The sequence below is a fragment of the Nocardia gamkensis NBRC 108242 genome (assembly GCF_001612985.1).
GTDB classification, from domain to species: domain Bacteria; phylum Actinomycetota; class Actinomycetes; order Mycobacteriales; family Mycobacteriaceae; genus Nocardia; species Nocardia gamkensis.
On sequence record NZ_BDBM01000020.1, the window covers coordinates 42,222 to 55,544 of the forward strand.

The window sequence follows — 13,323 nt, forward strand, 5'->3', positions numbered from 1 at the left end:
CCTAGGACGCCATCAGGCGGATCACCGCGATGACGCCGACGACGACGATGACCGCGCGCAGCGCGACCGGCGGCATCCTCCTGCCCAGCCGTGCGCCGAGCTGCCCGCCGATGATCGAGCCGAGCGCGATCAGCACCGCCGCACGCCAGTCGACGTCCGCCACGACGATGAAGATCAGCGCGGACACCGCGTTCACGATCAGGGCGAGCGCGTTCTTCACTCCGTTGAGGCGCTGGATGTCGTCGTGCACGAAAACGCCCAGCAAACCGATCAGCAGCACGCCTTGGGCGGCTCCGAAGTACCCGCCGTAGACACCTGTGGCGAAGATCGCCGCGAACAGGACGGGGCCGCCGTGCGCGGGCGCCGGGGCGCCGTCGTTCTCCCTGCGGCGCTTGACCCAGCCTGCCAATCGCGGCTGCACGACCACCAGCACCAGTGCCAGGATGATCAATATGGGCACGATCGCCTTGAACGCTCCGGCCGGTAAGACCAGCAGCAGGACCGCGCCGGTGATGCCGCCGAGCAACGACGCGGTGCCCAGCCGCACCAGCCGGTCGCGCTGGCCTGCGAGTTCCCTGCGATATCCGTGCACGCCGCTGATCGAGCCGGGGACCAGACCGATGGTGTTGGAGACGTTCGCGGTCACCGGAGGAAGGCCGAAGGCCAGCAGAACGGGAAACGTGAGCAGGGTGCCGGAGCCGACGATGGTGTTGATGCCGCCCGCCGCGATGCCCGCACCGAAGACGGCCAGTTGCTCCAGCCAGGTCATAGCCAATCCTTCGACGTCCCGTCGGACCACGGGCCCGTACAAGCGTTGTCCACTGCCGGACCGAACGGTAGCCGGGTCGTCGGATCACCCGACGACGGACCTCCCTTCCCGCCCGAACAGCGGCACGGTAAACTCGCGGACATCATGCAGCGGGCACTTCTTCTCGACCGCCGCGACGGGGTCTGATCGGACCGGCTCCCGTCGCGGGGTTTTGCCGCGCCGGTCGACCCAGCCCATTGGGAAAAACGACATCCTCGGGAGAAACCCCCATGTCCCCTGCTGACGCATTCGTATCCGCCGCGCGCACCACCACCGCGCCGAGCAAGCCCGCCCCGGCCGACCAGCCCGGGTGGAACAAACAGAAGAACTCCTCGATGCCCACGTTCCGGTACCGGCCGTTCGCCGAGGAGGTCGAGCCGATCGCGCTGCCCGACCGCACCTGGCCGGACCGGGTCATCGACCGGGCGCCGGGCTGGTGCGCGGTCGACCTGCGTGACGGCAACCAAGCGTTGATCGACCCGATGAGCCCCGCCCGCAAGCGCCGCATGTTCGACCTGCTGGTGCGGATGGGCTACAAGGAGATCGAGGTCGGGTTCCCGTCGGCGAGCCAGACCGATTTCGACTTCGTCCGCGAGATCATCGAGGACGGCGCGATCCCCGACGACGTGACCATCCAGGTGCTGACCCAGTGCCGCCCGGAGTTGATCGAACGCACGTTCGAAGCATGCGCGGGCGCGCAGAGCGTCATCGTGCACTTCTACAACTCCACCTCGATCCTGCAGCGGAAGGTGGTGTTCCGCGCCGACCGCGAGGCGGTGAAGAAGATCGCCACCGACGCCGCGGCGCTGTGCCTGGAGATCGAGCAGCGCTACCCGGACACCTCCTGGCGCTACGAGTACAGCCCGGAGTCCTACACCGGCACCGAGCTGGAGTACGCCAAGGACGTCTGCGACGCGGTCTCGGCGATCATCGCGCCGACGCCGGACAAGCCGCTGATCATCAACCTGCCCGCCACCGTGGAGATGGCCACGCCGAACGTCTACGCCGACTCGATCGAGTGGATGAGCCGCAACCTGGCCCGCCGCGACTCGATCGTGCTGTCGCTGCACCCGCACAACGACCGCGGCACCGCGGTGGCCGCCGCCGAGCTGGGCTACCAGGCGGGCGCCGACCGGATCGAGGGCTGCCTGTTCGGCAACGGCGAGCGCACCGGCAACGTCTGCTTGGTCACGCTGGGGATGAACATGTTCTCCCGCGGCATCGACCCGCAGATCAACTTCTCCGACATCGATGAGATCCGCCGGACCGTCGAATACTGCAACCAGCTGCCGGTGCACGAGCGCCACCCGTACGGCGGCGACCTGGTCTACACCGCGTTCTCCGGCAGCCACCAGGACGCCATCAACAAGGGCCTGGACGCGATGAAGGCCACGGCCGACGCCGCCGGGGCGGATGTCGACGACATCGTCTGGGAGGTGCCCTACCTGCCGATCGACCCGAAGGACGTCGGCCGCACCTACGAGGCGGTGATCCGGGTCAACTCGCAGTCCGGCAAGGGCGGCGTCGCCTACATCATGAAGACCGACCACGGGCTGGCGTTGCCCCGGCGGTTGCAGATCGAGTTCTCCCAGGCGATCCAGAAGATCACCGACGGCGAGGGCGGCGAGGTGACGCCGAAGGAGATGTGGGATGTCTTCCACGAGGAGTACCTGAGCCCGATCCGCCCGCTGGAGCGGATGCGCCAGAAGGTCACCGCCTCGGAGACCGACGGCGGGGTCGACTCCATCGTGGCCGTGGTGAAGGTCGACGGCGTCGAGCAGGAGATCACCGGCAAGGGCAACGGACCGCTGGCCGCGTTCGTCGACGCGATCGCCGCGGTCGGCTTCGACGTCGAGGTGCTGGACTACTCCGAGCACGCGATGTCCGCGGGCGACGACGCGCAGGCCGCCGCCTACGTGGAATGCGCGATCGGCGACAGGGTGGTGTGGGGCGTCGGCATCGCCACCTCGATCACGACCGCGTCGCTGCGCGCGGTGGTGTCGGCGGTGAACCGGGCGCACTGACAGCGCATTCCGGAAGGACTCGGACGGGCGTCGCGACGGTTCCACCGCGCGGCGCCCGATCCCGCTGGCGCAGACCGCTTGTGGGCCGCGCCGCTCCCCACGTCCGGCACGCCTTCCGCGACACGGCGTAGCGAACCCCGTGCTAGCGTGGGATTCGCACTCCAAGCGCCGAGCTCTCTGCTCGAATTCCCGAGCAGATGGGGGAACCGTGACAACTAACGACCACAATCCGACCTCACCGCCCTGGCTGCAGAGTCATTCCGTGGAGACGGCCGAAGTCAGCGACGCGGAGTCAGCGGCCACCGATCCGTCGGCCGAACCGATCGGCGGCGAGGAAGCGAAGGAATCCGACGTGGCGGATGGGCCTGCCCAGCCGGACGCACAGCCCGAACAGCCGGAGCCGCAAGGCTCGACGGAGCAGACCACGGTCTACTCGCAAGCAGGCGCACCGGCGCAGGCTTGGGCTCCCCCGCAGGCCGGACCGGCCGAGCCCTACGGTTCGTACGCCCCGCCGAGCCCGGGCCCGTATCCCCCTCCGTCGCCGTTTCCGGGGGAGCCGTTCCCTACCGGCGCAATTCAGCCGCAGCAGAGTCACAGCGGTAGCCACCCGATAGCCCCACCTCCCGACGGACCCCATCCCGGTTACGGGGAGTACCGCCAGGAGATCGGCGGCGACGGCTTGGTCCGGCGAGTTCCGGTGGATTCCGCGCAGCCCGAATCCGGTGCGCCGCAGCAGGATCAACCCAGCGGCCCGATCTACAGCTGGGCGCCGCCGCCCCCGCCGGTGACGCATCAGCCTCCGCCGCCCCCTTACCAACCGCCGCCTCCGCCGCCGCTCGGGCAACCGCAGATGCCGAGCTGGCAGGGCGGTCCGCCGCATCTGTCCGCACCGCCGTTCCAACCGCAGCATGTGCCGCAGCCCGGCCAGCCGGGACATTCGGTGAACGACCTCAACCTGCTCAGGCGGGCCCGCAGGGCGCCGCGCAGCGGTTGGCGCCGTGCCGTGCACAAGGCGTCCGGCGGCATGATCAACCCGGGCGAGTCGGCGGCCGACGTCGTCTACCAGGACCTCGTCGACCGGGTGAATCAGCCGGTACGCGGGGACTACCGGATCGCGATCCTCTCGCTCAAGGGCGGCGTCGGGAAGACCACCACCACGGTCGGTCTCGGTTCCACCTTCGCCTCGCAGCGCGGCGACCGGGTCATCGCGATCGACGCCAATCCCGACCTGGGCACGCTCGCGCACCGGGTGCCGCGGCAGACCCGCTCCACCGTGCGCAACCTCCTCGAAGACCAGCACATCACCAGGTACTCCGATGTGCGGGCGCACACCTCGCAGGCGCCGAGCCGCTTGGAAGTACTTGCCAGTGAACAGGATCCGGCGGTCTCCGAGGCGTTCAGCGAAGCGGACTACCGCAAAGCGATCGGCATTCTGCAGTCGTTCTACAACATCATCCTGACCGACTGCGGCACCGGCTTGATGCACTCCGCGATGGCGGGTGTGCTGGATATGGCGAGTTCGCTGGTGCTGGTCACCTCGCCCGCCATCGACGGCGCGCGCAGCGCGTCGGCCACGCTGGACTGGCTCGACCACCACGGCTACGGCAAGCTGGTGGAGCGAACGGTCGTGGTGGTGAACGCTTCCCGGCGCGGCGCGTCCACCGTCGATCTCGACCAGCTGCGCAAGCTGTTCCTCGACCGCACCCGCGCGGTGCAGGTGGTGCCGTTCGACGACCACCTCGCCGAGGGCGCGGAGATCGATCTGGAACTGGTGAGCAAGCCGACGCGGCGAGCGCTGCTGGAGCTGGCGGCGATGGTCGCCGACGACTTCGGCTACGTCAGCTCGCAGTCCCAGCATCCCTACCGGCACCAGCCGCCGCCTGGATTCTGATCGGTTCATCGGCCGACTCGGCGCCGCCGCCCGGAGCTATGCCCGGGCGGCGGTGCCTTTTCCGCGCGGCGTCCCGGAATCGGCCGTCGCCGACGTGGCGGCCGATTCGAACGCAGCGAGCACGGCCGCGATCGCCGGACGGGCCTCGGCCCGGGGCCGGGTGACCAGTTCGTACATCCGGGCGGCACGCACACCGGACAGCCGCAGCACCGCCAGGTCGGGGTGGCCCACGGCGTAGCGCGGCATGAGCGCGACACCGTAGCCGACGGCGACCAAGGTCTCGATGACGCGGAAATCGTTGAGGCGCTGCGCTATGCGCGGCTGCACGCCGGTCACGGTGGCGATCGAGCGCAGCACGTCGTCGACGGGGAATCCGCCCCGCACGCTCAGCCAGGTCTCGTCGGCCAACTCCTCCGGCGTCACGGCCGAGCGGCCCGCGAGCCGATGCGTCGGCGCCGCGACGACATCGATCGGCTCGCGCATGAGCACCCGGGTCACGACGCGCGGATCGGCGATGGGCGCGGCGCGTTCGTCGCGGTGGGTCAGGACCACGTCGTAGTCGGCGAGCAGTCGCGCCACCTCCGACGGTGGCACGTCCTCGTCCCGCGCGATCACCTCGACACCGCTGTCCACCATGCCGGGCAGCACATGCGGCAGCAGCAGGGCGCCGCCGGAGGGGAACACCGCGACGCGGACCCGGCCGCGTGGTGAGCCGCGATAGTGCGCCATCTCGGCGACCGCGCGATCCATCGCCGCGAGCACTTCGTCGGCGCGCACCACCAAGGCGCGGCCCGCATCGGTGAGCCGCACCCGTCTGCCGTCGGGTTCGAGCAGGGCCACGCCCGCTTCCCTGGCCAGTACCTTGAGCTGCTGGGAGACGGCGGAAGGCGTCATCGACAGCGCCGCCGCGACGGCGGCCACGGTGCCTCGATCGGCCAGTTCACGCAGCACCCGCAGCCGCTCCAGGGCCATGGGCGGACCAGATGTGCCCGGGTCATCCATTAAGTGAAACTACATTATTCATCCATAATTATTCGATTGTCCTGATGATTAGCGAGCCGCACGATGTAGTGCGTGACCAACCGCGACCGCCTGCTCGGCTTGACCGTCGTCCTGCTCTGGGGATTGAACTTCCTCGCCATCCGGGTGGGGCTCGACCACTTCCCCCCGTTCTTCTTCGCGGCGCTGCGCTTCGCGGTGCTCGCGGTGCCCGCGCTGCTGTTCGTTCCGCGCCCTCCGGTGCGGATGCGCTGGATCCTGCTGTACGGCACCGGGTTCGGCATCCTGCAATTCGCGTTCCTGTTCACGGCGATGCGGGTGGGCATGCCGACCGGGCTGGCCTCGCTGGTCCTACAGTCCTCGGCGCCGTTCACCGTGCTGCTCGGCACGCTGCTGCTGGGTGAGCGGATTCGCCCGGCGCAGGTCGCGGGGATCGCCGTGGCGGTGGCGGGCATGGCGGTGATCGGCTGGGACCGGCTGGAACACGCGACCCTGCTCCCGGTGCTGCTCACCTTGGCGGGCGGGCTCGGCTGGGCCTTCGGCAACATCGGCGCGCGCCTGGCGGGTACCGAGACGCCGGGCGTCAACCCGCTGCATCTGATGCTGTGGACCACCGCCGTGCCGCCGGTACCGCTGTTCGCGCTGTCCGTGGTCGCCGAAGGGCCGACCACGGGGGCTCACGCCTTCGCCGAGTCGTGCACAGCCGAGGGTTTGCCCGCGCTGCTGGCTCTCGCCTATATCGCCGTTCTCGCGACCGTCGTGGGCACGGGACTGTGGACCTACTTGCTCGGGCGCTATCCCGCCGGGCTGGTCGCGCCGTTCTCGCTGCTCGTTCCGGTCGTCGGCATCGCCGCCGCCTGGATTGCACTCGGCGAGATACCGACCCCGTTGTCGCTGGTCGGAGGCGTGGTGGTGCTGGCAGGCGCGTTCGCCGCCACGTCGAGCAGGCCGCGGGCCGGGACGGCCGACGTCCGCACCGGGGCACCGAGCGTCCCCGTGCCGGCCGGCTCCGGCCACCCGGCCTGACCGGCTGTCACGCCCGGATCCGGTCGGCGGCAGCGACGCCGCGGGCCGGGACGGACCCGCGCGACCTGATCGGCGTCGACCCCACGGACGTCGAAGCGCCCGCGCCCGCGTGTGCTCGGTCGCACGAGTTCCATACGTCGCACCGATCGCTTCGCGGGGTCGGTGCGAGATCCTCGAATTGCCGCCTTACAGTAGTGCCCGGCGTGGAAATTGGTCCCGGTTCTAGCAACAGAGCGGCGCATGGCAGAAAATCGATGGACCGTATCGCGAAGAACACTGCTTCGTAACACGGTCGTGGCGGGAGTGGCGGCAGGTGCGCTGGCGGCGGGCGCGGTGCGACCGACGCCGGGCGCGGCGAATCCCGGCGGAAGACGGGTCGCGGTGCTGGGTGGCGGTGTCGCCGGTCTCACCGCCGCGCACGAGCTGGCCGAACGCGAATTCCAGGTCACCGTCTACGAAAAGCGCGCGTGGGGCGGCAAAGCCCGCAGCGTCGGCGTACCGGGCACCGGAGTCGAAGGACGACCGGACCTGCCCGGTGAACACGGCTTCCGCTTCTTTCCGGGCTTCTATCAGCACGTGCCCGACACCATGCGCCGAATCCCGTTCCCTGGCAACGCGAACGGCGTATGGGACAACCTCGTCGCGGTACCGGAAGCGCGATTCGCCCGCCGCGGCGGCGACGACTTCCGCGTCCCGCTCGGTCCGCGTTCCCGCGCCGAATTCGCACCGGACAGTTTCCGCGAAACGCTCGGCGCTGCGCTGTCGACCGCGCTGAAGATGCCCCCCGACGAGGGCATCTACTTCGCCGAACGCCTGCTGGTCTTCAACACCAGCTGCGATGCCCGCCGCGTCGGCCAGTGGGAGCGCACCTCCTGGCACGATTTCGTCGGCGGCCACGCCCGCTCGCACGAGTTCCGCGCGCTGCTCTCGCGCACGCTGACCAGCATCATGGTCGCCGCGAAGGAGAACGTGGCGAGCGTGCGCACCATCGGCACGATGGGCGAGCAGTTCCTCGGCAATCCGATGGGGATCGGCAACGACGGCAGCTTGGACCGCGTGCTCAACGGCCCGACCACCGCGGTCTGGATCGAGCCGTGGATGCGGCGGATCCGCGAACTCGGGGCCGAGTTCGCGCTGGGCACCGAGGTGCGCGAGCTGGAGGTGCGCGACCGCAGGATCGTCGCGGCCCGCGTCGTCGACGAAACCGGCGCGCAGCGCACGATCGAGGCGGACTATTTCGTCGTCGCGCTGCCCGCCGAACGAGCGCGCACCCTGTGGTCGCCGCAGGTGCTCGCCGTCCAGCCGGAATTGGCGGGGATGGACAACCTCGTCACCGACTGGATGAACGGCATCCAGTTCTATCTGCGCAGGTCGGCCGACATCTCGCGCGGCCATACCGCCTATATCGACGCGCCGTGGTCGCTCACCTCGATCAGCCAGAACCAGCTGTGGCGCCGCAAGCTGACCGAGTTCGGCGACGGAGCTGTGCGGGACTGCCTGTCGGTGGACATCTCCGACTGGAACACCCCCGGCATCCTGTTCGGCAAACCGGCCAAGGAGTGCACGCACGAGGAGATCGCGCGCGAGGCGTGGGCGCAGATCCGGGCGCACCTGGACGACCGCGGCGAGGTGCTGGGGGACGCCGACCTGCACTCCTGGTTCCTCGACCCCGGCATCACCTGGCAGGAGGGGCAGCGGCGCAATGCCAACGCCGACCCGCTGCTGATCAACACCGCCGGGTCGTGGGAGTACCGTCCGCAGGCGCACGGCGCTGTGGAAAACCTCTTCCTGGCGGGCGACTACGTGCGCACGAATGTCGATCTCGCGACCATGGAGGGCGCCAACGAGTCCGCGCGCGCCGCGGTGAACGCGCTGCTGGACGTGGCCGGTTCGAACGCGGAGCGCTGCCGGACGTACACCCTCTTCCGCGCGCCCGAACTGGAACCGCTGCGCCGGATCGACGCCGACCGCTACGCGGCGGGGCAGCCGAACCTGTTCGACGTGCCGGTCTGAATCGCGATCAATGGACACGGCAGGGTGTGAGATCTGCCGGCACGGGCTCGGATGATTTCATTGCGCCGCCGTCATCGAGGCGATAGTGCCTGACTATGCATGGGAAAGAGGGGGAGTTGATAACGCGGGGAAAAATCTGGCGCTGGAACAACAAGCGCGCGACGGGGATCATCGAGTCGGCCACCGGAGATCACATCTGGTTCGGATTGGACTCGTTGCGCGGGAGGGATTTCGACGACATCTCGATAGGTGACAACGTCGAGGTCGAGTACGAATTCGCCCAGCAAGACTCCCATACTCTGCGCGCAGTAAGAATAGACCGGTTGTAGATCACGCCTTTACTGGGGGATAATGAAATATTTTATTGCGGCTGCATTCGTCATTGCCGCAACTCTGTGCGTGCCGAACTTCACTGTTGCCGAACCCAATCCAGCCGACCCGGAGTTCACAGCAAATTCCGCATAGCGCGAATACCAGAATAACATCGCAAAATTCACCGGCCAGGTCGGCTACAGGATGGTACAAGCTGCGTAGTCGATGCGATTTCAAAGTGTTGACCGATGCTGGAATGCAGCCAGGCAATGTGGAAACGCCTGTGGACTTCATCGCTAGATGACCGAAATCCTGCCAGTATCGAAGGTCTGCGACGGAGCGACCGACCGGAGCGCCTGTGCGACTCCCCGCCTGAACGCATGTGACCGATCTGCCTTCGCCGGAATGGAATTCGATCGCCGTCCCCGGCGAAACGGTGCTTGAATCGGACTATGCGCGAGACCACCGCCCCCTATCAGATCACCGACGCGGCGGATCTACGGGCGTTGCTCGGCGAAGTCGCGCCGCGCACCGCCACCAAGGAGCGGGCCGCGCTGCACGCCAGGGACCGGGAGTGGATCGCCGCCTCCCCGTTCCTGGTGATGAGCACCAGCGATGCGAACGGCAACTGCGACGCCTCCCCGAAAGGCGATCCGGCCGGGTTCGTGCGGGTGCTCGACGACACCACCCTCGCCGTGCCGGAGCGCCCCGGTAACCGGCGCGCCGACGGCTACCTCAACATCCTGGCCAACCCGCATGTCGGCCTGCTGTTCGTGATCCCGGGCCGCCGCGAGACGCTGCGGATCAACGGCCGCGCCCGGTTGGTGCGCGACGCGCCGTACTTCGACGACATGGTGGTGCGCGGGCACCGCCCGATCCTCGCCGTCGAGGTGGATATCGACCAGATCTTCTTCCATTGCGCCAAGGCGTTCATGCGCAGCCACCTGTGGGAGCCCGAGCAGTGGCCGGAGGACAACTTGCCGAGCGCTGCGTGCCTGGTCAAAGAGGTGCAGACGAACGTAACCGAGACCGTGGAGGAACTGGAGCGCTACTACTCGCCGGAGAACTACGCGGCCAAGCTCTACCGGGACTGAGCCGCGTGGCCCACGCCACCCGACCGCGGCGCGCCCGGAGCGCGGCGCGAACATAGACTCGCGACGTGGCAGAGATATCGGTGCGCGGACGGCTCGCGCTGGCGGCGGCGGGAGCGGCGTCCTGGGCCTCGCAGAAGGCGGGTCGCGGCAAGGGCTCGATGATCGGCGGCCTGATCGCGTTGAAGATCGATCCGACCGTCATGGACCAGTTGGGGCGGCAGCGGCGCACCGTGCTGGTGACCGGCACGAACGGCAAGTCCACCACCACGCGGATGACCACCGCCGCGCTCAGCACCCTCGGCACGGTCGCGACCCAGGCCGACGGCGCGAACATGGACGCGGGCATCGTCGCCGCGCTCAACGCGCACCGGCGCGCGCCGCTGGCCGCGATCGAGGTGGACGAACTGCACCTGCCGCACGTCACCGATTCGCTGAACCCCTCGGCGGTGGTGCTGCTCAACCTCAGCCGCGACCAACTCGACCGGGTCGGCGAGATCAACATGATCGAGCGCAAGCTGCGCGCCGGGCTGGCCCGGCACCCCGCCACCGTGGTGGTCGCCAACTGCGACGACGTCCTGGTCACCTCCATCGCCTACGACCACCCGAACGTGGTGTGGGTGTCCGCGGGCAGCGGCTGGGCGATGGACGCGACCAGCTGCCCGCGCAGCGGTGAGCCGATCGTCTGGGAGGGCACGCACTGGCGCAGTACCGGTGCGGAGTTCCAACGCCCCGAACCGGACTGGTGGCTCGACGGGGAAGACCTGGTCGGGCCGGAGGACGCGCGGTTCCCGCTGCGGCTCGCGCTGCCGGGCCGGGCCAATCGCGGCAACGCGGCGCAGGCGGTGGCAGCCGCCGTCGCACTCGGCGCCGACGCGGAGCAGGCCGTAGCGGCCGCGGGCACGGTCCGCGAGATCGCGGGCCGCTACCGCACCGTGCAGGTCGGTGAGCACGACGCGCGTCTGCTGCTGGCGAAGAATCCGGCAGGCTGGCAGGAGGCGCTGTCGATGATCGAGCCCACCTCCGCGGGCCTGGTGATCGCGGTGAACGGCCAGGTGCCCGACGGCGAGGATCTGTCCTGGCTGTGGGACGTGCGGTTCGAGCACTTCGAAGGCGTCCAGGTGGTGGCCGCGGGCGAGCGCGCCACCGACCTGGCGGTGCGGCTGACCTACGCGGGCGTGGAGCACACCTTGGTGCCCGATCCGGTGCGCGCCATCGCGTCGTGCCCCGCGGGCCACGTCGAAGTGCTGGCGAACTACACCGCGTTCCGCGATCTCAACCGTGACCTCGAGGAGCAGGCGTCATGAGTACTTTTCGCATCGGCCTGGTGCTGCCGGACGTGATGGGCACCTACGGCGACGGCGGCAACGCCCTCGTGCTGCGCCAGCGACTGCGCATGCGCGGCTACGACGCCGAGATCGTGGAGATCACACTGTCCGACCCGGTGCCGGATTCCCTGGACATCTACACCTTGGGCGGCGCGGAGGATTCCGCCCAGCGGCTGGCCACCCGGCACCTGCAACGCTATCCCGGTTTGCAGCGCGCCGCCGCGAAAGGCGCTCCGGTACTGGCCATCTGCGCGGCCATCCAGGTGCTCGGCCAGTGGTACGAGACCTCGGTGGGCGAGCGCGTGGACGGTGTCGGCCTGATCGACGTCACCACCTCGCCGCAGGCCGAACGCGCGATCGGCGAGGTGACCACCGCACCGCTGCTCGACGGGCTCACCGCCGCGCTCACCGGCTTCGAAAACCACCGTGGCGGTACGAAACTCGGCGGCGAAGCGCACGGCCTTGCGCGCGTCACCCGTGGCGTCGGCAACGGCGTCGGCGACGGGCTGGAGGGCGTCGTCCAGGGTTCGGTGATCGGCACGTACATGCACGGCCCCGCGCTGGCCCGCAACCCCGAACTCGCCGACCTGCTGTTGACGCGCGCCCTCGGCGTCACCGAGCTGGCTCCCCTCGACCTCCCCGAGGTCGATCAGCTCCGCCGGGAGCGCCTGCGCGCCTGAGTTCGGCGGGTGGTCTCGCCCCGTCCGGCTCGGTGCGCACGTCGACGCGGGGCAGGCGGGCCCGATTCCGCCGGTCGGGGTTGCATCCTGTACCCGGGTACAGGCTTACCGTGGCCACATGATGATTTCGCCTTCCGCTGGGGATTGGGTGCCGGAGTCATGCACCTTGCCCACCGTCGAGCAGCCTGTCCGGGTCGCGGAGTTCGATCGGTTCTTCGCCGACTCGGTGCGGGGCGCGCGCCGGCCCGCGCGCACGCGGCTGGATCTGCTGCTGTACGCCGACGCCGAACCGGTCGGCCGTGATCTCGCCGCCCGGGAATCGGGTTGCTGCTCGTTCTTCGCGTTCAGCTTCGGCACCGCCGATTCCGGACCGGTGATGCACATCGAGGTTCCCGACACCGAGGTCGAGGTCCTCGATGCGCTCGCCACGCGGGTGGAAGCCTCGATCGGCGGCCGGAGGTGACCGGCCTGCGCACCGGCGAGCCGGCCGCCACCCGGTTCGGCCGCCGCCGCGCCGATGCCGGGTTGCAGGCCCGCGCCGCGGCAAAGCTGGCCGAGATCGACGCGAAACTCGCCGAGCTGACCGCGGTGCGCGACACCCTGCGCGCCGCACTCGCGGCCGGATGTGACGACCTGATCGCCTGTAGTGAGAACCCCTGCTGCCCGGTCCCATTCGCCGTCACCGCGAGTACGGGGGCCGACCGTGACCGCTGAGGACACGGCGCTGGTGATCCGCCTCGGGCGCTATCCCATTCCGATCCTGATCACCGCAGGGTCCTCCGCGACCGAATCACAACGGCTTCAGGCCTCGCGCCATAGGGAGGACAATCCCCAGAGTTCGGCGATGCGTCCATCGCGGATGGTGAACATCTCCAGCATCATCGGTGGGTGCCCGCCGGGGATGCCGTGCACGCTGGTTCGTACGGCGACTCGATCGTCATCGACGATCATGTCCTCGACGACGACGCGGACGTCGGGAAAGGCCTGGTGGAAACGCTTCCATGCCTGGACGACGCTGCTCGGCCCGGTGGCTTCGAGCGGATGGCTGTAGAAATCCTGGCTGAAGATCTCCTCGGTCGCGGTGTAGTCACGGGCGTTGAACGCCTCGTACATCCGGTGGGCGGCGGCCTTGTGGTCGACTGTCAAAACTG

Annotated in this window: 13 protein-coding genes; 10 read left to right on the forward strand and 3 right to left on the reverse strand. The window is 69.1% G+C overall.

What is annotated here, in order from left to right:
• Position 1: 1 nt before the first annotated feature.
• Positions 2 to 769 (reverse strand): sulfite exporter TauE/SafE family protein, encoded by a 768-nt coding sequence (locus tag NG1_RS17950; RefSeq protein WP_062972297.1) that lies wholly within the window; start codon positions 767 to 769, stop codon positions 2 to 4.
• A gap of 269 nt (positions 770 to 1,038) precedes the next feature.
• Here NG1_RS17950 and leuA point away from each other — a divergent pair, with 269 nt between their 5' ends.
• Entirely contained in the window at positions 1,039 to 2,832 is a 1,794-nt protein-coding gene (gene leuA, locus NG1_RS17955) for a 2-isopropylmalate synthase (protein WP_062972299.1), read from the forward strand.
• A gap of 262 nt (positions 2,833 to 3,094) precedes the next feature.
• Positions 3,095 to 4,723 (forward strand): MinD/ParA family ATP-binding protein, encoded by a 1,629-nt coding sequence (locus tag NG1_RS17960; RefSeq protein ID WP_084499003.1) that lies wholly within the window; start codon positions 3,095 to 3,097, stop codon positions 4,721 to 4,723.
• Between the two features lie 36 nt (positions 4,724 to 4,759).
• On the opposite strand, the gene NG1_RS17965 is transcribed toward NG1_RS17960, so the two are convergent.
• On the reverse strand, positions 4,760 to 5,695 hold the full coding sequence (locus NG1_RS17965; RefSeq protein WP_062972434.1) for a LysR family transcriptional regulator: 936 nt from the start codon (positions 5,693 to 5,695) through the stop codon (positions 4,760 to 4,762).
• Between the two features lie 102 nt (positions 5,696 to 5,797).
• Between NG1_RS17965 and NG1_RS17970 the strand changes: the two genes are divergently transcribed.
• From NG1_RS17970 to NG1_RS18005, 8 genes are all read left to right on the forward strand, one after another.
• Complete coding sequence (locus tag NG1_RS17970; protein WP_062972301.1) at positions 5,798 to 6,748, forward strand: EamA family transporter; 951 nt, start codon at positions 5,798 to 5,800, stop codon at positions 6,746 to 6,748.
• Positions 6,749 to 6,988: 240 nt separating this feature from the next.
• A complete protein-coding gene (locus NG1_RS17975) occupies positions 6,989 to 8,761 on the forward strand; it encodes a hydroxysqualene dehydroxylase (RefSeq protein ID WP_062972302.1) in 1,773 nt (590 codons plus the stop codon).
• Positions 8,762 to 8,877: 116 nt separating this feature from the next.
• Entirely contained in the window at positions 8,878 to 9,090 is a 213-nt protein-coding gene (locus NG1_RS17980) for a hypothetical protein (protein ID WP_157114102.1), read from the forward strand.
• Between the two features lie 435 nt (positions 9,091 to 9,525).
• The gene (locus NG1_RS17985; RefSeq protein ID WP_062972304.1) at positions 9,526 to 10,167 is read left to right on the forward strand and encodes a pyridoxamine 5'-phosphate oxidase family protein; all 642 of its coding nucleotides are present in this window, start codon (positions 9,526 to 9,528) and stop codon (positions 10,165 to 10,167) included.
• A 65-nt stretch (positions 10,168 to 10,232) separates the two neighbouring features.
• Positions 10,233 to 11,471, forward strand: a complete 1,239-nt coding sequence (locus tag NG1_RS17990; RefSeq protein WP_062972305.1) for a MurT ligase domain-containing protein — start codon at positions 10,233 to 10,235, stop codon at positions 11,469 to 11,471.
• Positions 11,468 to 12,172: a type 1 glutamine amidotransferase gene (locus NG1_RS17995; protein ID WP_062972307.1), complete on the forward strand. Its 705-nt coding sequence runs from the start codon at positions 11,468 to 11,470 to the stop codon at positions 12,170 to 12,172. Before NG1_RS17990 ends, NG1_RS17995 begins: the two co-directional genes overlap by 4 nt.
• A gap of 118 nt (positions 12,173 to 12,290) precedes the next feature.
• Positions 12,291 to 12,635 carry a hypothetical protein gene (locus tag NG1_RS18000; protein ID WP_063910370.1) on the forward strand — a complete coding sequence of 115 codons (345 nt, stop codon included), beginning with the start codon at positions 12,291 to 12,293 and terminating at the stop codon, positions 12,633 to 12,635.
• Entirely contained in the window at positions 12,632 to 12,886 is a 255-nt protein-coding gene (locus tag NG1_RS18005; protein ID WP_062972309.1) for a MerR family transcriptional regulator, read from the forward strand. The genes NG1_RS18000 and NG1_RS18005 overlap by 4 nt, the downstream gene beginning before the upstream one ends.
• 87 nt (positions 12,887 to 12,973) lie before the next feature.
• Here the strand turns inward: NG1_RS18005 and NG1_RS18010 are convergent, their stop codons facing one another.
• Positions 12,974 to 13,318, reverse strand: coding sequence for an ester cyclase (locus NG1_RS18010; RefSeq protein WP_157114103.1), 345 nt, complete (start codon positions 13,316 to 13,318; stop codon positions 12,974 to 12,976).
• Positions 13,319 to 13,323 lie beyond the last annotated feature (5 nt).